Genomic DNA, 534 nt, shown 5'->3' with positions numbered 1-534 from the left:
GATTATTTTGGGGTCTGTACGTCAACCATCATTAACAAGAACTTTAGCCCATTGCTTGGCTGATTGCCTCTTGATGCGGGATGCATCGCTTAATTGGGTTGATTTGCGTGAACAGCCCTTGCCGATTGTTGATCCAGATTATCATAGCCATGTAGAGGATAATCCAAGCGCTGCGGTACGTCAGTTTATTAAAAAAATCGCTGCGGCTGATGGTGTTATTCTTGCGAGTCCTCTTTATCAAGGGTCTTATTCGGGTGTTTTAAAAAATGCTCTTGATCATTTGACCTATGATGCCTTTTTAAGAAAACCGATTGGGCTTATCTCTCATGGTAGTACAGTCCAAAAATGTGCACAACCTTGTGAACATTTATTGCCGGTGGTGCGCACGCTTTATGGTTATCCGCTGCAATGTCAAGTTACTTCGGCTAAGCAAGATTTTGCATCGGATGATGAAGGTCGTACATGGAAAATCATAAGTGAAGAGGTGCGGGAGCGTTGTGAGCGGCTTGCTGATGAAATGTGCGAATTTTTAAA

1 protein-coding gene is annotated in these 534 nt (G+C 43.1%); it reads left to right on the top strand.

Annotated features, from left to right (window positions below; genetic code table 11):
* Position 1 precedes the first annotated feature (1 nt).
* Positions 2-534 (top strand): NADPH-dependent FMN reductase (locus ACFINO_RS10110; protein ID WP_375655687.1); only part of this gene is annotated, 533 nt, incomplete at its 3' end.

This window comes from Bartonella sp. AA83SXKL (assembly GCF_042196965.1).
GTDB lineage: Bacteria > Pseudomonadota > Alphaproteobacteria > Rhizobiales > Rhizobiaceae > Bartonella.
Note: the sequence above shows the minus strand (reverse complement) of the source record. Positions and strands in the feature narration are given on the sequence as shown.